At 30.3% G+C, this 20,205-nt stretch carries 20 protein-coding genes; all 20 read left to right on the forward strand.

Going from position 1 to position 20,205, the window contains the following annotated elements:
• Nucleotides 1-174 precede the first annotated feature (174 nt).
• The 20 genes from D3Z07_RS10460 to D3Z07_RS10555 all read left to right on the forward strand — a co-directional run bounded on the left by D3Z07_RS10460 (nt 175) and on the right by D3Z07_RS10555 (nt 20,201).
• Nucleotides 175-564 (forward strand): NAD(P)H-quinone oxidoreductase subunit 3, encoded by a 390-nt coding sequence (locus tag D3Z07_RS10460; protein WP_076088923.1) that lies wholly within the window; start codon nt 175-177, stop codon nt 562-564.
• On the forward strand, nt 546-1,055 hold the full coding sequence (locus tag D3Z07_RS10465; protein WP_076088921.1) for a NuoB/complex I 20 kDa subunit family protein: 510 nt from the start codon (nt 546-548) through the stop codon (nt 1,053-1,055). The genes D3Z07_RS10460 and D3Z07_RS10465 overlap by 19 nt, the downstream gene beginning before the upstream one ends.
• Nucleotides 1,055-1,858 carry an NADH-quinone oxidoreductase subunit C gene (locus tag D3Z07_RS10470; protein ID WP_076088919.1) on the forward strand — a complete coding sequence of 268 codons (804 nt, stop codon included), beginning with the start codon at nt 1,055-1,057 and terminating at the stop codon, nt 1,856-1,858. The genes D3Z07_RS10465 and D3Z07_RS10470 overlap by 1 nt, the downstream gene beginning before the upstream one ends.
• Nucleotides 1,859-1,862: 4 nt before the next feature.
• Complete coding sequence (gene nuoD, locus D3Z07_RS10475) at nt 1,863-3,089, forward strand: NADH dehydrogenase (quinone) subunit D (protein WP_122893833.1); 1,227 nt, start codon at nt 1,863-1,865, stop codon at nt 3,087-3,089.
• 11 nt (nt 3,090-3,100) lie between these two features.
• Nucleotides 3,101-3,382, forward strand: a complete 282-nt coding sequence (locus D3Z07_RS10480; protein ID WP_076088915.1) for an NADH-ubiquinone oxidoreductase subunit E family protein — start codon at nt 3,101-3,103, stop codon at nt 3,380-3,382.
• On the forward strand, nt 3,382-4,191 hold the full coding sequence (locus D3Z07_RS10485) for a hypothetical protein (RefSeq protein ID WP_076088913.1): 810 nt from the start codon (nt 3,382-3,384) through the stop codon (nt 4,189-4,191). Before D3Z07_RS10480 ends, D3Z07_RS10485 begins: the two co-directional genes overlap by 1 nt.
• On the forward strand, nt 4,191-6,665 hold the full coding sequence (locus D3Z07_RS10490; RefSeq protein ID WP_122893834.1) for an NADH-quinone oxidoreductase subunit G: 2,475 nt from the start codon (nt 4,191-4,193) through the stop codon (nt 6,663-6,665). Before D3Z07_RS10485 ends, D3Z07_RS10490 begins: the two co-directional genes overlap by 1 nt.
• Nucleotide 6,666: 1 nt before the next feature.
• Nucleotides 6,667-7,659: an NADH-quinone oxidoreductase subunit NuoH gene (nuoH, locus tag D3Z07_RS10495; RefSeq protein ID WP_076088909.1), complete on the forward strand. Its 993-nt coding sequence runs from the start codon at nt 6,667-6,669 to the stop codon at nt 7,657-7,659.
• 10 nt (nt 7,660-7,669) lie between these two features.
• A complete protein-coding gene (gene nuoI, locus D3Z07_RS10500) occupies nt 7,670-8,290 on the forward strand; it encodes an NADH-quinone oxidoreductase subunit NuoI (protein ID WP_076088907.1) in 621 nt (206 codons plus the stop codon).
• A 9-nt stretch (nt 8,291-8,299) separates the two neighbouring features.
• Nucleotides 8,300-8,890, forward strand: coding sequence for an NADH-quinone oxidoreductase subunit J (locus D3Z07_RS10505; RefSeq protein ID WP_076088905.1), 591 nt, complete (start codon nt 8,300-8,302; stop codon nt 8,888-8,890).
• Entirely contained in the window at nt 8,887-9,186 is a 300-nt protein-coding gene (gene nuoK / locus D3Z07_RS10510; RefSeq protein WP_076088903.1) for an NADH-quinone oxidoreductase subunit NuoK, read from the forward strand. Before D3Z07_RS10505 ends, nuoK begins: the two co-directional genes overlap by 4 nt.
• Before the next feature lie 2 nt (nt 9,187-9,188).
• A complete protein-coding gene (gene nuoL, locus D3Z07_RS10515) occupies nt 9,189-11,060 on the forward strand; it encodes an NADH-quinone oxidoreductase subunit L (RefSeq protein WP_076088901.1) in 1,872 nt (623 codons plus the stop codon).
• Nucleotides 11,061-12,587 carry an NADH-quinone oxidoreductase subunit M gene (locus tag D3Z07_RS10520; RefSeq protein WP_076088899.1) on the forward strand — a complete coding sequence of 509 codons (1,527 nt, stop codon included), beginning with the start codon at nt 11,061-11,063 and terminating at the stop codon, nt 12,585-12,587.
• The gene (gene nuoN / locus D3Z07_RS10525; RefSeq protein ID WP_122893835.1) at nt 12,584-14,086 is read left to right on the forward strand and encodes an NADH-quinone oxidoreductase subunit NuoN; all 1,503 of its coding nucleotides are present in this window, start codon (nt 12,584-12,586) and stop codon (nt 14,084-14,086) included. The genes D3Z07_RS10520 and nuoN overlap by 4 nt, the downstream gene beginning before the upstream one ends.
• A 53-nt stretch (nt 14,087-14,139) precedes the next feature.
• Nucleotides 14,140-14,628, forward strand: a complete 489-nt coding sequence (locus D3Z07_RS10530) for a transglycosylase SLT domain-containing protein (RefSeq protein ID WP_122893836.1) — start codon at nt 14,140-14,142, stop codon at nt 14,626-14,628.
• A 66-nt stretch (nt 14,629-14,694) separates the two neighbouring features.
• The gene (locus tag D3Z07_RS10535) at nt 14,695-15,561 is read left to right on the forward strand and encodes a menaquinone biosynthesis family protein (RefSeq protein WP_122893837.1); all 867 of its coding nucleotides are present in this window, start codon (nt 14,695-14,697) and stop codon (nt 15,559-15,561) included.
• A gap of 6 nt (nt 15,562-15,567) precedes the next feature.
• Nucleotides 15,568-16,347, forward strand: a complete 780-nt coding sequence (locus tag D3Z07_RS10540; RefSeq protein ID WP_076088891.1) for a UDP-N-acetylmuramate dehydrogenase — start codon at nt 15,568-15,570, stop codon at nt 16,345-16,347.
• Between the two features lie 59 nt (nt 16,348-16,406).
• Nucleotides 16,407-18,818: a type I DNA topoisomerase gene (gene topA / locus D3Z07_RS10545; RefSeq protein ID WP_122893838.1), complete on the forward strand. Its 2,412-nt coding sequence runs from the start codon at nt 16,407-16,409 to the stop codon at nt 18,816-18,818.
• Entirely contained in the window at nt 18,818-19,330 is a 513-nt protein-coding gene (locus D3Z07_RS10550) for a metallophosphoesterase family protein (RefSeq protein ID WP_076088887.1), read from the forward strand. The genes topA and D3Z07_RS10550 overlap by 1 nt, the downstream gene beginning before the upstream one ends.
• On the forward strand, nt 19,320-20,201 hold the full coding sequence (locus D3Z07_RS10555; protein ID WP_122893839.1) for a biotin synthase: 882 nt from the start codon (nt 19,320-19,322) through the stop codon (nt 20,199-20,201). Before D3Z07_RS10550 ends, D3Z07_RS10555 begins: the two co-directional genes overlap by 11 nt.
• Nucleotides 20,202-20,205: the final 4 nt, after the last annotated feature.

Here is a 20,205-nt window from a genome sequence, read left to right on the forward strand (position 1 = left end):
TTTCTTTTTGTACCATCTCAAAATCTATCCTAAGAAAAAACTTAAAAACTAAGCTTACTTTTAAAAGCTTAGTTTATCATTTGTCTAAATTACAGTAAGTGGCTATTTATCACTAATTCGATAAAATAAAAGCATTATAAAAGAAACTATTTTAGTTTTTAAAGGATATATGAAATGACACATATGGATTTTGCCCATCCTTATTTCGGTGCATTTGTGATGTTTGTAGTAACATTCACAGCATTCGGCGCTACAGTATGGCTTTCAAGGTATGTTAGTAGAAAAATTGCTAGACTAGATACTGAAAAATTAAAGACTACATTATACGAATGTGGACCAGAAGTTACAAAACAACCAAATACAATATCAACACAATTTTATTTAGTAGCCTTACTATTTATTCTATTTGATGTGGAAATAATTTTCATGTTTCCTTGGGCAGTTAACTTTAAGTTATTAGGATGGTTTGGATTTGTAGAAATGTTACTATTTATCACACTCTTATCAATTGGATTTTTATATGCATGGAAAAAAGGAGCCCTTGAATGGCACAGCATAAAGTAAATTATTTACAAGATGGTGGCGCACCAATTAAATTAACTACTATAGATAAGTTAGTTAATTTTGGTCGTTCTAACTCATTATGGCCAATGACTTATGGATTAGCATGTTGTGCTATCGAGATGATGGCAACTGGTGCATCTAGATATGACTTCGATAGATTTGGTACAATTTTTAGAGCAAGTCCAAGACAATCTGATGTATTAATTATTGCAGGAACTCTTACAAAAAAACACGCAGAGTTTATGAGAAGGTTATATGACCAAATGCCAGATCCTAAATGGGTTATTTCAATGGGGTCATGTGCAAACACTGGTGGAATGTTTAATACTTACGCAACAGTTCAAGGTGCAGATAGAATTATTCCTGTTGATATTTATCTTCCAGGTTGTGCTCCACGACCTGAAACTTTGCAATATGCACTTATGACACTTCAAAGAAAAATTAGAAAAGAGTCAATTTTTAGAGCTCATAAGAAAAAAAGGTTGGTGTAATGAGAAAATATACGCCAAAAGACGATGTTCAAAGAAAAGCTCCTTTTTCAGATAGATTTTTTGTATCTCCTAGTGTTCCAAGAACTGATATTGATGATGATGAAATCTTTTCAAAAGATTATGAAAAGTTTTGTTCAAAATTTAATGTATTAGATGCTTTTATAGAACATACTCATTTAGTAATTCATATTGATAAAAATGATATTGTTGAAGTTATGACTTTTCTAAGTGAAGAATTAGAATACGATATGCTAATTGAAATGTCGGCAATTGATTACTTAAGTGCAAGAAGTGGTTATGAATTGTTTTATGAAATGCTTTCACTTTCAAAACATAAAAGATTAAGAATCAAATGTTTCTTAGACAAAAACGATGCGGTTGAATCTATTACTTCTATTTTTGATTCTGCTAATTGGAGTGAAAGAGAAATGTATGATATGTTAGGTGTAAAAGTTTTAAATCACCCTAATATGAAAAGATTAATCATGCCAGATGATTGGTATGACCATCCTTTAAGAAAAACTTATCCACTTCAAGGTGATGAGGCAGCTTCATGGTATGAAGTTGATAAAATTTTTGGAAAAGAAGCTAGAGATATAATTGGACCAGAGCAAAGAGATCCAGCTGCAATTGATAGATATGATACTGAACGATTTGCAAGACTTGGTCATGAAGTTCCTTTCCAAACTGATATTACTGAGTTTGAACCTGAAACTTCAATTCAATATCAAGAAGATGATACATCAAAAATTATGAAAACTTTAAAACCTGAAGAATCAGTTGTTTTAAAAAGAAGAAGGTAGAAAAATGCAACAACCTAATAGATTAAAACCTTTCTTTGAAAATATTAACTTCGAGCGTGAAGATAATACTATGATGGTAAACTTTGGACCACAGCATCCATCTGCCCACGGTCAACTTAGACTAATTTTAGAGCTTCAAGGTGAAGAAGTAGTAAAATCAAGACCAATGATTGGATACCTTCACAGAGGTATGGAAAAAATGGCTGAGAATATGATTTATAATGAATTCTTACCAACAACAGATAGAATGGATTATATAGCTGCAACTTCAAATAACTACGGATATGCACTTGCAATTGAAAAACTTCTAGGAATAGAGGCTCCACGTAGAGCTGAAATTATTAGAACAATGCTTTTAGAATTAAATAGAATTACTTCACATCTTTTCTGGTTAGCAACACATGCACTTGATGTTGGTGCTATGTCTATGTTCTTATACTGTTTTAGGGAAAGAGAATACGCAATGGACTTAATTGAAGACTATTGTGGTGCAAGATTAACTCATAGTGCTGTTAGAATTGGTGGAGTTCCTTTAGACTTACCATCAAACTGGATTGATGACTGTATGTCATTTTTAGAAATTTTAGAAACAGAAATTAAAAAATATGAAGGTCTTTTAACAGAAAATAGAATCTGGAAAATGAGACTAGAAAATGTAGGTATTATTACTCAAAAGATGGCAAAATCTTGGGGATGTTCAGGAATTGCATTAAGAGGAAGTGGGATCAAATGGGATTTAAGAAAAGAAATGCCTTACGGTATTTATGATGAATTAGATTTTGATGTTCCTATTGCATATACATGTGATTCTTATGGAAGATATAAAATTTGTATACAAGAGATGTATGAATCTTCAAAAATATTAAAACAATTAGTTCCGATGTATAAAGACAGTGAATCTCAACTTATGGCTCATGCACCAAACTATATTTCAGCTCCAAAAGAGCAAATCATGACTCAAAACTATTCTTTAATGCAACACTTTGTACTTGTAACTCAAGGTATGAGACCACCAAAAGGTGAAGTATATGTTGCAACTGAATCACCAAAAGGTGAGCTTGGATATTTTGTTGTAAGTGATGGAACACCTTATGCATATAGAATGAAAATAAGAACACCAAGTTTTCAACATACTGCACTTTTAGAAGAGATACTTGTAGGATTACAATTAGCTGATGTTGTTACATTAATCGGAAACTTAAACATAGTTTTCGGTGAGATTGATAGGTAAGGGAAAGCACAATGAAAAGATTTGATTTAAGACATTTAAAAAATGATTTTTATGACAGAATGCTTGAGCTACTTGATAAGCAAATAAGTGATGGTGAAACTGCAATTATTATATTTGAAATTGGAGATTTTGAAAATGTTCAAAAATCTGCTGATGTTGTATATGAGAATGGTTATACATTAATGAACTCAATTAAATTTACAGAAGTTGATTGGACACTAGTTATTAAAAAAGTAAAACCAGAACCAAGAGCTGTTGAAGAAGATGAAACTGCAAAAGAGGAAGGAAAGTAATGAGTAAGAAAGAACTAATTTCTAAAAGTGATTTTATTCTTTGTCTTGGGACTATGCTTTCAAATAATAAAGAAGAAGTAAGAAATTCAATAATTGAATCAATTGCAAAAACAAACGCACAGTTTATTTATATGCATCCTATTGATAATATTGATTTAAAACTTTATTATACGCAATTTATAAAATATGAAGTAGGTAGCGAAGAAGGAATTTTAGCCTTATTACTTGATACTTTTGTAAAGCAATCAAATGAGCAAATCCAAAAATATATTAATGATTTAGACCTAGGTTATATCTCAGCTGAAAGTTCAGCAGGAGAAGAAGAGTTTGAAGAAGCTTATGAAAATTCTTTAAACGCAAAAGTAAAAACATTAATTATAGGTGATGATTTAATTGAACATCCAAGAGTAGAAAATATTATAAAGTTAATTTGCGTAATTAAAAAATTTACTGACTTTAATATAATTGTATTAGACGAAAAATTTGAAGAAAAAATAAATTCATGTAATAATTTAGATTTAGAAGAAGTTGAAGATTTAAAATCTTTTGATGGAACTATTGTTTATAGGCTTATTGAAGATGAATCAACACAAGATTTAATTGCAAGCCAATCTTTTGCAAGAATTGCAAAAGTTGCAAATAACGATAAAGTATATTTAAATTACAAAAACTCAAAAGTGTTAAAAACTATTAAAATTGATGAAAAACTACAAGGAACAATTGCAATTGCTAAAATAACAGATTGTGATGAAGAAATATTTAAAGATTATAGATACAAACAAGTAAAAATACAAAAGGTTGATGAATAATGAGTGATATGATTACATTAACAATTGATGGTAAACAAATTGAAGCTAAAGATGGTGAATCAATCTTAAATGTAGCACGTGCAAATGATGTATTTGTTCCTGCTGTATGTTATTTAACAAGATGTTCTCCAACACTAGCTTGTAGATTATGTTTAGTTGAAGCTGATGGAAAACAAGTATACGGATGTAATACAAAAGTAAAAGCTGATATGGAAGTTGTAACAGAAACTGAGAATATTGCAAAAGAAAGACGTGCAATAATGGAAGTTTATGATGTTAATCATCCATTACAATGTGGTGTTTGTGACCAAAGTGGTGAGTGTGAGTTACAAAACTACTCTTTATATATGAAAGTTGATTCTCAAAGTTATAGTATAAGAGACGTTCATAGACCAACTGCTCATTGGGGAGTTATGAATTACGACCCTGGACTTTGTATTGTATGTGAAAGATGTGTAACTGTATGTAAAGATATGGTTGGATCAAATGCACTTAGTACTGTAAAAAGACCTTCTGATGCAATTGAAAAAACATTTAAATCAGAGATGCCAAAAGATGCATACGCAATGTGGAATAAACTTAATAAGTCACTTATTGGTTATGATGCTGATGCCTGTACTGACTGTGGTGAGTGTATCGCAGCCTGTCCTGTGGGTGCTTTAGTTTCACATGATTTCCAGTATACTTCAAACTCTTGGGAACTTAAAAAAATTCCAGCAGCAAACTCTCATTCAAGTGACTGTGCTTATATTTATTATGAAATCAAACAAGATTCAATTGATAATCACGAAACAAAAAGAATTTATAGAGTTACAAATGAACCTCATTATTCTACATTAAATGGTGCAGGAAGATTTGCTTATGATTTTGATAATAAAGTACAAACAAAAGATACAACTGCATTTATAAATGCAATTGAAGCTTTCCAAAAAGCAAAAAATATTAAATTTAATTCATTTATTACAAATGAAGAAGCTTTACTTTTACAAAAAATTGCAGATAAAACTGGAGCAAAACTAGTAAATGAAGATGCAAGATTATATCAAGAGTTTTTAACTAACTATTCTAGTACTGCAGGAACTTCTTTATACTCTTCAACACTAACAGCTGTTCATGATTCAAATTTTGTAATTTCTGTTGGTTCATATTTAAAATCAGATTTACCAAATGCAAGATATGCTCTTAATAACTCAGTTATTATGAACAAAGGTGCAGCTTTATACTTCCATCCAATTGCAGATCCAGTTATGGAGAAAATTGGTAAAAAAGGTAAAACTACTGAGTTTATTTACCATGATGCATTAGCTCAAGAATCAATTTTATATTTTATTCTTTATAAATTTGGTAAAGATTTACCAGAAGCTACAATAAACTATTTAGCTTCTTTGACTGAAACTAGAACTAAAACTGTTACTGAAACAATTAAAGAAAAAGTTGTTGAAATTGTAAAAAATGAAGAAACAGGTGAAGAAAAAGAAGTTTCTAAAATGGTTCCTAAAAAAGTATCTAAAGAAGTTGAGTTTGAATATATTTCACTTTTAGAAGATTTTGGAAAAGATGAAACATTTGTTGAGTTAATTGATACAATGCTAGCTAAAAAAGATACTTACTCTTTAATGGTTGGTGAAGATTTAATCACACATCCAAATGCAGCAAACTTAGCAAAACTTTGTGGTTTAATTACTAAGTATACAGATTTTGAAGTAGTTATTATTCCAACTTCTACAAATACTTTAGGTGTATCACAAATATGTACATTATCTAAGCAAGAAGAAGGCTTTACAGTTGGATATAACGAAGCAGCAGATTTCCAATTATCAGCATTAGGTGATGGAGATTTAGATATTCCAGCACTTAATCAGCAAGAAGGTACTTTTACAAATATTGATAAAAAAATCATTCCTACAAATGCAGCAGTAGCTTTTAAAGGTTATGCTTTAAATAATATTGCAAATATGATTTTAGATGTTGATGTTGAATATACAATTGAATATACATCACAACTTCCAGTATCAAAAGGTTATAAAGAAGTAGAATTTGATGACTTACCAAACATGTTTGGGAATGACAGAGTTGAATATAGAGGTTATGATTTAACTGCCTGTACATTAGAGTCAAACGATGAAGTAAAAGAAATATCTCTTAAAAAACTTGAAACAAAAGATAATGAAGTTGTAATATACAAAGCAAACCCAATTAATCAATTTAATGAATTTACAGCAATGTCACATGAATTTAAAGATGATTTACAAGCAGGGATTTTCTTCTCAAAAGCACAATTTGAAAGTTTAGAATTACAAGTTGGTGATAAAGTAAAAGTTACTGCTAATAATCAAACTTTAGAATTAAACGCGTATACAGATATTCAAATTACAGGTGAAATTGCTTATGTATCAACGTTTGATAAAAACTCAAGCTCAAAAGCATTATTTGATACATTCAGATATAACACAGCTGTTATAGAAAAGGTGTAATATGGAAACAAGTATTATAATAGAAACAATTATCAAAGTAATAGTAGTTTTAACAGTATTTTCTGCCCTTGCAGGATTTACAACATATATTGAAAGAAAAATATTAGCATTTATGCAAAGAAGATTAGGTCCAACAAATGTTGGTCCTTATGGTCTTTTACAAATTGCAGCTGATGGTATTAAACTTTTTACAAAAGAAGATTTTATTCCAGCAAATGCAAATAAACCTATCTTTATGATTGCACCAATCATCACAGCAGCAACAGCATTTATTTCAATGAGTGCTATTCCATTCTTCCCAGAATTTGAGATGTTTGGATATACAGTAAGACCAATTATAAGTGATATTAATGTTGGGGTTTTATTTGTACTATCCGTTGGTGGTGTTGGACTTTATGGACCATTATTAGGTGGTATGAGTTCTGCAAATAAATGGGCACTACTTGGAGGTGCAAGAACTGCAATACAACTTTTATCTTATGAAGTAGTGTCAGGTCTTTCACTTTTAGCGCCTTTAATGATGGTTGGTTCTTTATCTTTAATTGATATTAATAACTATCAAGCAGGTGGAATATCAAACTGGATTGTTTGGTCTCAACCATTAGCGTTTATTTTATTTGTTATTGCAGGATTTGCTGAAACAAATAGAACACCATTTGATTTACTTGAGCATGAAGCCGAATTAGTTGCAGGTTATGCAACTGAGTATTCTGGTATGAGATGGGGTATGTTCTTTATTGGTGAGTATGCAGCATTATTTACAATTGCTTTCTTAACTGCACTAATTTTCTTAGGTGGATTTGAGCCATTATGGTTTATTCCAGGTGGTTTAGCTATTGTATTAAAAGTTATGTTCTTAATTTTCCTTTTCCTTTGGACAAGAGCATCATGGCCACATATTAGACCAGATCAATTAATGTGGTTATGTTGGAAAATATTAATGCCATTAGCTTTACTAAATATTTTAGTAACTGCTATTGTGATAATGATTTAGGGAGATAATTATGGGATTTGAAGAATTTAAAAATAGAAATATATCAGAAGATTATGTTGTAGTTCAAGAAGATAATTATCCTAAAACATCTTGGGATGCATTTAAACAAGTAGTAACAAGATCTGTAAAAGGTGAACTTTTTACAGGTTTAAAAATTACTTTCAAAATGATGACAGGTGCTTTATTTAATAAAGAAATGGCAACAGTTCAGTATCCAAAAGAAAAACTACCAATAGGTCCAAGATATAGAGCAGTACATAAATTACTTGTACTTTTAGAATCAGGTGAAGAGAGATGTATTGGTTGTGGTTTATGTGAAAAAATTTGTATTGCAAATTGTATTAGAATGGAAACTAGAGTTGATGAAAACTCAAGAAAAGAAGTTTTAGAATATACAATTAATATGGGTAGATGTATTTTCTGTGGTTACTGTGCAGAAGTTTGTCCAGAGTTAGCAATTGTTCATGGTGGAAGATATGAAAACTCATCAGAGCAAAGAGCACACTTCTCACTAAAAGAAGATATTTTAACACCATTTGATCAATTAAATCAACAAACTGAGTTTGCTGGTTTTGGTTCAGTATCACCAGATGCTGATGAAAAAATTAAAAAAACACCATTGTCGTACTAAGGAGTATAGATGTTTGAAATAGTAGCTTTTTGTCTGTTTTCAGTTTTAACTATAACTATGTTTAGTATTACAGTGTTAACAAACAATGCATTATACGCGCTAAGTTCATTAGCAGCAGGAATGATTTTTATATCTGCATTTTTCTTTTTATTAAATGCTGACTTTTTAGGAGCTGTACAAATTGTTGTTTATACAGGTGCTGTTATGTCTTTATACGCATTTGGGATGATGTTTTTTGATTCATTATCAGAAGTAAAAGAAAAAGTTAAAAATCCAAGATTAGTTTTTCTTTTATCAGGAATGGTAGCTTTAATTGTTGTAGTTATTTTTATATCTCCAGTTTTAGGTGAGAATATTGAAGCAAATATCCCTGTTAATCCAAGTTATGGAAATACAGTAGATGTTGGTTTAGTATTATTTACTAAATACTTGGTTCCTTTTGAAGTTGCCGCAATTATGTTACTTATTGCAATGATAGGTGGAATTGTATTAGCAGGAAAGAAAATGGAAGTTTCATATTCGGATATGACTGAAGATAAAATCGATGCATATATAAAAGAACAAGAAGAATTAGAAGCTTCAAAAAAGGATGTTAAATGACACTTAATGCTTATTTAATACTATCAACACTGTTATTTTGTATAGGTTTAGTTGGAGTAATAAGAAGAAAGAATGTTTTAATGCTTTTTTTCTCAACTGAAATTATGTTAAACGCAGTAAACGTTGGACTTGCAGCAATTTCTAAATTCCATGGAGATTTAGCAGGGCAAATGTTTGCATTCTTTATTATTGCAGTTGCTGCAAGTGAAGTTGCTATTGGTTTAGGTCTTTTAATTCTTTGGTATAAGAGAACTGGTTCTATTAACTTAGATGAAATTGCAAGAATGAAGGGGTAAGGATGGAAAAATACGTATATATAGCACTTTTTGCCCCATTAGTTGGATCACTAGTAGCTGCATTATTCTCAATGAGAGGAAAAATTGCCTTTACAGGATGGTTTACATCTTTTATGTTAGCAGTTTCAATGTTTGCATCTTTAAACTTACTTTCGTTTGTTTACTCAACAGATACTGTTATAAATGTAACTTTATTTGACTGGATACAAGCAGGTAATTTAAATATTCCTTTTGGTTTTGTAGTTGATCATGTAAGTGTAGTAATGATGTCTGTTGTAACTGTTGTTTCAACAATGGTTCATATTCATTCAATTGGTTATATGGAACATGACGATGGATTTAATAGGTATTTCTCGTACCTTTCTGCTTTTGTGTTCTCAATGCTTGTGCTTGTAATGAGTGACAACTTTGCTGTTTTATTTATTGGATGGGAAGGTGTTGGAGTTTGTTCATGGCTATTGATTGGTTTTTGGTATAAAAAAGAATCTGCATCTTGGGCTGCAAATGAAGCGTTTATTATGAATAGAGTAGGAGACTTAGGTCTTTTACTTGGTATGTTCTTAATTTACTGGAACTTAGGTTCTTTACAATATTCTGTTGTATTTGATACTATTGGAACTTTAGAATATAGTACTATTGCTTGGATTGGTGTGTTATTATTTGTAGGAGCAATGGGTAAATCAGCTCAGTTCCCACTTCATACATGGCTTGCAGATGCAATGGAAGGTCCTACACCTGTATCTGCCTTAATTCATGCTGCTACTATGGTAACAGCTGGTGTTTACTTAGTTGTAAGATCAAATGAATTATATGCACTAGTTCCTGAAGTTGGATATGGTATTGCTTGTCTTGGTGCATTTGTTGCAATATTTGCAGCATCAATGGCACTTGTTCATAATGATATGAAAAGAATTATTGCTTATTCAACATTATCACAATTAGGATATATGTTTGTTGCTGCTGGTCTTGGAGCTTATTGGGTTGCATTATTTCATTTAGCAACTCATGCCTTCTTTAAATCAGTATTATTCTTAGGTGCTGGTAATGTTATGCATGCTATGAATGATGAACTTGATATTAGAAAAATGGGTGGCTTACACTCTAAGATGAAATCTACTTCAATTATTATGGCAATTGCATCTTTAGCACTTGCTGGGATTTTCCCATTAGCAGGTTTCTTCTCAAAAGATAAGATTTTGGAAGCTGCTTTTAATGCTGAATCTTATGGTTTATGGATTGTTTTATGGATAACAGCGGGGTTAACTGCTTTTTATTCATTTAGACTTGTAATGAAAGTGTTCCATGGAGAGCAAAATTATTCAAGCGAAGAATATCATCCTCATGAAGCAAAAGGTTTTGTAATAGCAGCAATGATTCCATTAGCTATTTTAGCAGTAATTGCTGGATGGTTTGAGCATGGATTTATTGATTTTGTAACAAAAACTTTACCAACATGGGAAGCTAATAATATGGCTCACTCTACTGCTTGGATTTTAATCTTAGTAACAAGTGCTATTGCAATTGGTGGAATTGTGTATGCTGTAGTTAAATATAAAAATGGTGGTTTCTCAAAAGAATGGGAAGAAAAAGGTATTTATAAACTTTTATCAAACCAATATTATGTTCCACAGTTTTATGAAAACTTTGTTACTAAACCATATTACAAACTTTCTGTTTGGGTATTTGATGTTATTGAAACAAAAATAATTGATAATACAATTGAAAGAATTGCAAGCTCAATTTATAAATTGGGTGAAAAAGCAAGAGTTATTCAATCAGGAAACTTATCATCATCGCTTAGACTAATGGTTTTAGGACTTATTTTAGGATTAGTTCTTGCCTTAGTATTATCATTATTTGGAGGGGCTAAATAAATGGAAAATATTTTATCTATGCTGATATTTTTCCCAGCAGCCGCAGCTACTGTAGGATTTATGATTCATAAAGATTCTATGCGTCAGTTTGGTGTTGTTGTTACAATTGTTGAGTTTGTATTAGCTTTATTATTATGGAATGAATTTGATTCAAGTGTTGCACAAATGCAATTTGTTCAAACATTACCACTGATTAGCTCTTACGGAATTAATTATGTTGTTGGAGTTGATGGTGTTTCATTATTCTTAATTATTATGATTACATTTATGACAATGATTGCAGTAATTGGACTTACAGAAAAAAGAGCAGTTAAAAATTTAATTATTACAATTCTTTACCTTGAAATGACTATGGTTGGAGTTTTTGTATCGCTTGATTTAATTATGTTCTATATTTTTTGGGAATTAACACTAATTCCTATGTTTTATATTATTGGATTTTGGGGAGCTGAAAAAAGATTTAAAGCGGCTATTAAATTCTTCTTATATACATTTATAGGTTCATTAATCATGCTTATTGGTATGTTATATTTTGGATATATCTACCATGAAACAACTGGAGTATGGAGCTTTAATTTACTTGATTGGTATAGTGTTGTTTTACCATTTGATGTTCAATTATGGCTATTTATTGCTTTCTTCTTTGGATTTGCAGTTAAAGTACCAATGTTTCCATTTCATACATGGTTACCACTTGCACACAGTCAAGCACCAACAATTGGATCTATTGTATTAGCAGCTGTATTACTTAAAATGGAAACATATGGATTTATAAGATTCTCACTTCCATTATTTCCAGATGCGAGTGTTTATTTTATGCCGTTTATGGCAACACTTGGGATCATTGCAATTATCTATACAGCAATGGTTGCATATGCGCAAGAAGATATGAAACAAATGATTGCTTACTCTTCAATTTCTCACATGGGTGTAATTATTCTTGGAGTATTTGCTTTAAATGCTGAAGGTATAAGTGGAGCAGTATTCTTAATGATTGGGCATGGTGTTGTATCTGGTGCACTATTCATGAGTGTTGGAGTTTTATACGATAGAAGAAAAACTAAGATGATAAAAGAGTTTGGTGGATTAGCTAAGAATATGCCAATGTTTGCATTAGTTTATGCAGTTGTTTTAATGGCTTCTATTGGATTACCTTTAACAGTTGGATTTATTGGTGAGTTTTTATCCCTACTTGGATTCTTTAAAGTATCTCCATTCTTAACATTTATTGCATCTTTAACAATTGTTTTAAGTGCGGTTTATATGTTATCTATGTACAAAAGAACATTCTTTGGAGAATTACTTAAAAAAGAAAACAAAGATATGAAAGATATTCATGGACGTGAACTTTTAGCTTTAGGTTCTTTAGTATTTTTAATTATATCTTTAGGTGTTTATCCAAAAGTTATCTTAGAACCACTTGATGTTTCAGTTCAAAAAGTAATTAAAATAATGGATGTTAAATCTGTTGAACAAAAAACAAAAGATAGATTACGTGAACTAAATACAATAGGGGAGGTTAAATAATGGAACCTATTTCAATTAACATAGCTTCTTTAAACCTAGGAACATTAGCACCAATGCTAATAGCAATTATTGGTGCTATTAGTATTTTATTAACTGACCTTTTTAATAAAGAAAAACATAAATCTTTATATGTAATTTTAGTAGTACTATTTTTAGTATTTGATTTATTTACGCTTCTTGCTTTTAATGGAAGTCCTGATGGAATGTTTGATTTAATCATGCTTGATGGAATTGCAATATTGTCTCAATGTATTATCATTGGTGGTGCAATACTATTTATTTTTCTTTCATTATCAAATTTAAGATTCCAAGAATTTAGATACGCAGAATTCTTTGCACTTTATTTATTTGCAGTTGCTGGATTCCAATTTATGGTAAGTTCTGATTCTTTAATTTTAATTTTCTTAGGATTAGAAACAGCATCATTATCTTTATATGTAATGATTGCAATGCATAATAAAATGACATCAATTGAAGCATCTGTTAAGTACTTTACAATGGGTGCATTAGCAGCAGGATTCTTTGCCTTTGGTTCGATGATTTTTTATGCACTTACAGGAAGTTTAGATTTATCACAAATTTCTGCAATTATTGTTCAAGAAAATTTCTTATCAAGTGAAAACTATTCAAACTACGTATTTGTTTTAACTGGATTTGTATTTATGTTTGCAGCCTTAGGATTTAAATTATCATTATTCCCATATCACGTATGGGTTCCTGATGTTTATAGAGGTTCAACTTCTGCAATGGCAGGATTCTTATCAGTTGTTCCAAAAATGGCAGGTTTTGTAGTTGCTATTAGATTCTTTGAAGTGTTTATTGCAAGTGATGATATTATTATTAAAACTATGCTTTACACTACAATTGTCTTAACAATTACAGTTCCAAACTTAATAGCACTGCATCAAACAGATATAAAAAGAATGCTAGCATACTCTTCTATTTCAAATGCAGGTATGGCAATGGCTGCTGTTTATATAGGAACTACACAAGCTACAACAGCATTATTTTTATATTGGATTTTATTTACAATTACTAACTTTGGTGCTTTTGGTATGTTATGGTTAAATAGAGGTAAAGAATCAAAAGATTATGAATCACCATATACTTTTGAGAAATATTCTGGATTAGTACAAATTTCACCATTTGCAGCTTCTATTCTTGCAATGTTCCTTTTTGCACTAACAGGACTTCCTCCATTTGCATTATTCTGGGGAAAAATGTATTTAGTAGCTAGTTCAGTAAATGCAGGACAAATTGCACTAGCTGTTATTATTGTACTTAACTCTGCAATTGCTGCTTATTACTATTTAAGACCAATTTCTTATATGTTCTTAAAAGACCCAATTGAAGGTGCAAATGATAAATTTATGCAAAATGCTACAACACCTATGAAATCTGTTATTGGTATTTGTGTATTTTTAGCAATTATTTCAGTATTAACAATTGAACCATTATTAGAAATGATAAATTACTACGTTACAAACGCAGGATTTTAAATAAATATTCTAAGCATTTACTAAAATGCTTAGAATTATTGTAAAATTAATTTATGAAAAAAATATTTATTAGTTTTATACTCTCTTTTTCTTTTCTTTTTTCAAACTCTTTAAATCTCACACAAAATGATATTGTGATTTTAAAAAAATTAAAATCCCTTACAGATGATAAAATGATGAAGTATTCACTAATGGCAATAGCAATAAAAGAATCCTCTCTAGGGAAATATGTAATAAACTCAAAAAGTGAAGATTATGGACTCTTTCAAGCAAATATCAAGACGGTTTTAAAAAGGCAAAAAGTAAAAGACAATTCATATAATAGAAGTATTTATGCTCAAAAACTAATAAACGATGTAGGTTTTGCTACAGCAAATGCAATTATAGAATTAAAATACTGGAAGAAAGTACATAAAGACAATTGGTTTAAAACATGGTCAAGTTATAATACTGGTTGGAATTATAATAGTAAAACAGGTATTAAATATTCAGAAAAAGTATTTGAACTTATTAAAAAACTTAAACTTGAATATAAACTATAAACTCTCACATAACCAAAGCATAAACCACAACCTGATACAATCACAGTAATAAATTTTAAGGACACGATATTGAAAACTATAAGTGTTGCACACTCTCCGGATGCTGATGATATATTTATGTACTATGCAATCAAGTTTGGTTGGGTAAGACCTAAAGATGCAAATTTTACAAATATTGCAGATGATATTGAAACATTAAATCAAGCTACTTTAAAAGGTGAATATGATATTTGTGCAATTTCTTTTGCTTTATATCCTTTTATAAAAGATGATTATGCATTACTTAAAACTGCAGTTTCTTTTGGCGAAGGTTATGGACCAAAATTAATTAAGAAAAAAGGTATTAGACTTAAAAAGAATTTTAAAGTAGCTCTTAGCGGTGAATTTACTACTAATGGTTTACTATTTAAAATCGCTTATCCAGAAGCTAGAATAACATATATGAACTTCTTAGAAATTGAACAAGCTGTAATTGATGGAACAGTTGATGCAGGTGTTTTAATTCATGAATCAATTTTAAACTTCAGTGAGCAACTTGAAGTAGAAAAAGAATTATGGGATGTTTGGGTTGAGTTAAGTGGAGGAGATTTACCATTACCTTTAGGTGGAATGTGTATTAGACGTTCAATTCCTCTTCATAGTGCAATTGATTATGAAAACACTTTAATAAAAGCAGTTGATGTTGCAAATAAAAATAGAAAAGTATTAGCTCCAATGTTAATAGATGAAGGTCTTATTCGAGTTGATGCTAAAACTTTAGATACATACTTGGATCTTTATGCAAATGATAACTCAGTAGAACTCAGTCCCATTCAATATAAAGCATTAGACAAACTTTTTGAACTTGGGCATAAGCACGGTTTTTATGAAAACTTAGTGAAATCACAAGAGTTTTTAATACCAAGTGAATATGAAGAATTAAGAGCAAAATAAATAGTAATGGAAAACTACTTTAAAGAAATTGATTTTTCTAGATACTCATCACTTAAAATTGGTCCCAAGGCTGAAGTTTTAGTGATAAATAAAATTGATGACTATAAAGATTATCAAATTATGGGACGATGTAATAATACACTTGTAGGTCCTAATCATCCGAAATTCGCAATATTAGGTGAAGAGTTTGATTATATAAGACAAGAGGGCGATTTACTTTATGTTGGATGTGCAACAACATCAGGTAAATTACTCACTTACACAAGAAATAATGATATTGCAGATTTAGAGTTTCTAGCAAAACTTCCTGGAAATATGGGTGGTTTGGTTAAAATGAATGCAGGTTTAAAATCTTGGGAAGTTTTTAATTATGTTCATTCAATAAAAACAAAAGATGGCTATATCAAAAAAGAAGATATAGACTATTCATATAGACATACAAAAATAGATACAATAGTTTATGAAGTAGTGTTTAATATAACACATGGCTTTTCAAAAGACATGTTAAAACAATTTAATAAAATGAGAGACAATCAACCACATATGCCAAGTGCAGGTTCATGTTTTGTAAACCCAGATAATGATTTTGCTGGAAGATTAATAGAAGAAATTGGTTTAAAAGGGCTTGCAAAAGGTGATATGTCTTTTTCATCACAGCATGCAAACTTTTTGGTTAATAATGGAAAAGGTACATATGAAGATGCCCTATATTTAATCAATCTAGCAAAGAGTAAAATAAAACAGCAATTTAATATAGATATAAAAGTTGAAATCATAATTTATTAGTAATATTAATTAATTTATGTTAGAATGCAAAAATTCAAAATAATATAAGGTTTTTTTTAGTGAAGAATTTAGTAATAGTAGAGTCACCTGCGAAAGCAAAAACAATATCAAAATTTTTAGGAAGCGATTACGTTGTAATGGCATCAATGGGACATGTAAGAGATTTACCAAAGTCAAAACTTGGATTTGATCCAGCAGATAACTTCAAACCTAAATATTTAATTTCTACTGATAAAAAGAAAGTCATCACTGATTTAAAAAAACATATTAATAAAGATACTACAATTTACCTAGCGGCCGATGAGGATAGGGAAGGGGAAGCAATTGCTTGGCATTTAATTCCTGCTTTAAAAATCGAAAATAACCCTATTAAAAGAATTGTATTTCATGAGATTACTAAAGATGCAATTTTAAAAGCCTTAGAAAACCCAAGAGAAGTTGATCAGCATTTAGTAGATGCGCAACAAGCAAGAAGAATTCTTGATCGTGCTGTTGGATATGAACTTTCACCATTATTATGGAGAAAAGTAAGATATGGATTATCTGCAGGGCGTGTTCAGTCTGTTGCTGTTAAAATCATTGTTGATAGAGAAAATGAAATTAAAGAGTTTAAACCAGAAGAGTACTGGAAAATTAAATCTGAATTTTCTGATCCTGAATTAAAATCAGAACTAGCTAAAATAAATGGTAAAAATACAAAAGTTACGAATGAAGCACAAGCTAAAGAGATTGAAGCTTCTATAAAACTTGGAAACTTTTTATTAAATGATATTGAAGAAAAAGATTCAAAGAGAAATCCAGCAGCTCCATTTACAACTTCTACATTACAACAAGAAGCTTCTAGAAAACTTGGATATTCAGTTAAGCAAACAATGATTATTGCTCAACAACTTTATGAAGGAAATGTAGGAAATATTCCAGGTCATACAGGTGGTTTAATCACTTATATGAGAACAGATTCACTAAATCTTTCTAAAGTTGCAACTAGTGCTGCAAAACAAGTAATTGAAGCTGAATATGGAAAAGAGTATTCATTAGCTAAGCCAAGAGCATATAAGTCAAAAGCAAAAGGAGCACAAGAAGCTCACGAAGCAATTAGACCTGTTGATTTAAGTTTAAAACCAAGTGATATAAAAGCATTTGTTGATAATTCACAATACAAACTTTATAGTCTTATTTGGAAAAGAACATTAGCTACTCAAATGGCTCCTGCACAAATTGCAAATACAACATATAAAATTCAAGCTGGAAAAGATAAAGAGTTTGAATTCCAAACTAAGGGTCAAAGAATTATCTTCCCAGGGTTTATGAAAGCTTATACAGAAGGAAGTGATAATCCAGAAGGTGCACTTGATAGTACTGAAAAGATTTTACCAACTATTAAAGTTGGAACTGTTTTAAACTTAGAAAAATTAGATTTAGAGCAATTATTCACTAAACCACCTGCAAGATATACAGAAGCTTCTTTAGTTAAAAAGTTAGAAAGTGAAGGAATTGGACGACCTTCTACTTATGCTCCAACTATTTCAACAATTCAACAAAGAGAATATGTTGTAAAAACTGAAGATAAAAAATTAGCTCCAACACCAACTGGTGAAATTGTTAATAGCTTTTTAGCAGACCATTTCTCAGATGTAATAAATCTCGGGTTTACAGCAAAAATTGAAGAAGAATTCGATGATATTGCTGAAGGTAAAATTGCTTGGGAACAAGTAATGCAAGAGTTTTATGGTGGCTTTAAAAAGACTATCGAAGAAAAAGAAGAAACTGTAAATAAAGAAGATTATTTACAAATTAGAGAAATAGGAACTGACCCAAAATCTGGAAAACCTATGAGTGCAAGAGTTGGAAGATTTGGTCCTTTTGTTCAAATTGGAACTAAAGATGATGAAGAAAAACCACAATTTGTTGCAATTCCAAAGCATTTAAATATGGATACTATTACTATGGAAGAAGCGTTATTTCTATTCACACTTCCAAGAGTTGTAGGACAAAATAAAGATGGCGAAGATATTAAAGCAAATATTGGGAGATTTGGACCATATTTACAAGTTAAAAGTGCATACTTCTCATTAAAAGAAGATGATCCTTATACAATTGAGTTGCCACGTGCATTAGAAGTAATTCAAGAAATAACAGAAGCAAAAGCAAAAGCTACAATAAAAGTATTTGAAAAAGAAAAAATACATGTACTAATTGGAAGATATGGACCTTATATTAAGCAAGGTAGAAAAAACTTTAAAATTCCAAAAGGTATGGAAGCAGAAGATTTAACTCTAGAGCAATGTGAAGAAATTATTGCAAAAGACCCAAAATCAAAAGGTAGTAAAAAAGAGCCTGTTAAAAAAACAGCAGCAAAGAAACCAGCTGCTAAAAAGACAACAGCAAAAAAAGCGCCAGCAAAGAAAACTACTACTAAAAAAGCACCTGCTAAGAAAACTGCTACAAAAAAGCCAGCCGCTAAAAAATAATGAAAATAGGAATTCTCTCTGATAGTCACTTCAAAAGTGACTATACTAAAGAAGTAATTGATTTACTAAAAGAAAAAGGTTGTCAGTATTTAATTCATGCAGGTGATTTATGTATTGAAAAAAATCTTGAACTTTTAGTTGAATCAAAATTACCTTATGTAAGCGTTTTTGGAAATAATGATATGAATTTAGTTGCTGTTTCTAATAAATATGTTATTAAGCAAGAACCATATTATTTCAAAATAAAAGATATTACATTTAAATTAATGCATATGCCATATCACTTAAGTCCTGATTCAAATATAGTAATTTTTGGACATACTCATATATTTGAATGTGAGTATAAAAATAATACACTATTTATAAATCCAGGAGAAGTATGTGCTAGAGAAAAGCCTCATATTGAGTGTGCACTACTTGAAATTAATGAAAATGAGTATATAATCTCACACTATTTTAAAGATATAAATAAAAACAATTATGAGAAAGAAGAGTATAAATATGAGCGATAAATTCGAAAAAACTGATGAAATTTTTTTATGTGCAATATGTAACGCAGAAAGTGGTACTTGTAATGAAGACTGTAAATTCTGTACACAAAGTGTTAGATACAAAGCAGATATTCAAAGATATAAATTAAAAGAAATTGAGCAAATTGTAAAAGAAGCAAGAATTGCTAGAGAAAATGGAGCTGTTGGCTTTTGTTTAGTAACAGCGGGACTTGGACTAACGGATAAGAAAACTAAGTTTATTGCACAAGCTGCAAAGGCTGTAAAAGCTGAAAACTTAGGATTAAGATTAATTGCATGTAATGGTACAGCTTCTGTTGAGCAATTAAAAGAATTAAAAGCTGCAGGTGTTGATAATTATAACCACAACTTAGAAACTTCAAGAGATTTTTATCCATCAATTTGTACTACACATCCTTGGGATGATAGATATCAAACATGTTTAAATGTTAAAGAAGCTGGGCTTCAACTTGTTTGTGGTGGAATCTTTGGAATGGGTGAGACTCAAGAAGATAGAATTTCTATGATTAAATCAATCGCATCATTAGATCCTATGAATGTACCTTTAAACTTTTTCCATCCAAATGAAGCTTTACCAATTGTTGAAAACACAATTTCAAGAGAAGAAGCTTTTGATTTAATTACATTAGCAAGAGAAATGATTCCAAATGCTCATAAAATTATGGTTGCAGGTGGAAGAGAGTTAATGTTTGGTGATGAACAGTATGAAATCTTCAATAGAGGTGCTAATGCCTTTGTTATTGGTGATTATTTAACAACTGCTGGTAAAACTCCAAAAGATGATGTTGCTGAATTAGAAGCTCAAGGCTTTAAAATTGCTAAGCATGTAGTAAAAATGGCAGAAGAGAAGTAGGTAT

This window comes from Arcobacter peruensis, assembly GCF_003711085.1.
Lineage (GTDB): Bacteria > Campylobacterota > Campylobacteria > Campylobacterales > Arcobacteraceae > Poseidonibacter > Poseidonibacter parvus.